The organism is Cupriavidus sp. 01L46 (assembly GCF_056399905.1).
Genome location: NZ_JBFTSF010000657.1, coordinates 1 through 824, shown reverse-complemented (window position 1 = coordinate 824; position 824 = coordinate 1). Strand labels below are relative to the sequence as shown.

2 protein-coding genes are annotated in these 824 nt (G+C 66.6%); both read left to right on the top strand.

All coding sequences use genetic code 11. The annotated features are described in order from the left end of the window. Positions 1-588: amino acid ABC transporter permease (locus AC1DS3_RS39155; protein WP_477129432.1), on the top strand; the 588-nt coding region annotated here is incomplete at its 5' end. After that, the coding region (locus tag AC1DS3_RS39150; protein ID WP_477129431.1) for an ATP-binding cassette domain-containing protein at positions 585-824 on the top strand (240 nt) is incomplete at its 3' end. The genes AC1DS3_RS39155 and AC1DS3_RS39150, both read left to right, overlap by 4 nt.

The window sequence follows — 824 nt, the reverse complement described above, 5'->3', positions numbered from 1 at the left end:
GTCCTCGCCTTTGTGCTCAGCAGCTTGCTCGGGCTGGCGCTGGCGCTGATGAAGCTGTCGCCTGCGCGCACGCTGTCGTGGGGCGCGTCCGGCGTGATCAACGTGATCCGCGGGCTGCCCATCATCGTGCAGCTGTTCTACATCTACTTTGTGCTGCCGGATGCGGGTATTCACCTGACGGCCTTCCAGGCCGGCGTGATCGGCCTGGGCATCGCCTACTCGGCCTACCAGGCTGAGAATTTCCGCGCCGGCATCGAGGCCGTCGACCCGGGCCAGCGCGAGGCCGCGCAGGCCATGGGCATGCGCCCGGCGCTGGTGATGCGCCGGGTGATTCTGCCGCAGGCGTTCCGCATCTCGCTGCCGCCGTACGGCAACACGCTGGTGATGATGCTCAAGGACTCGTCGCTGGTGTCCACCATCACGGTGGCGGAGATGACGCGTGCGGGCCAGCTGATCGCCTCGTCCACATTCCAGAACATGACGGTGTACACGCTGGTGGCGCTGCTCTACCTGCTGATGAGCTTGCCGCTGGTGTTCGGGCTGCGCCGGCTTGAACGCCGCCTTGGCGCGGGGAGGAAAAAGCCATGATCCGGATCGACAACCTGCAGAAGTATTTCGACGACCACCACGTGCTGCGCGGCGTGAGCCTGCATGTCGACGCGGGCGAGGTGGTCTGCCTGATCGGCCCGTCCGGCTCCGGCAAGTCCACCGTCCTGCGTTGCATCAATGGGCTGGAGTCCTACGAGGGCGGCGAGATCCGTGCCTTTGGCGAGCGCGTGGACCGCAGCGGCAAGGACATCCACCGGCTGCGCAGCCGCATGGGG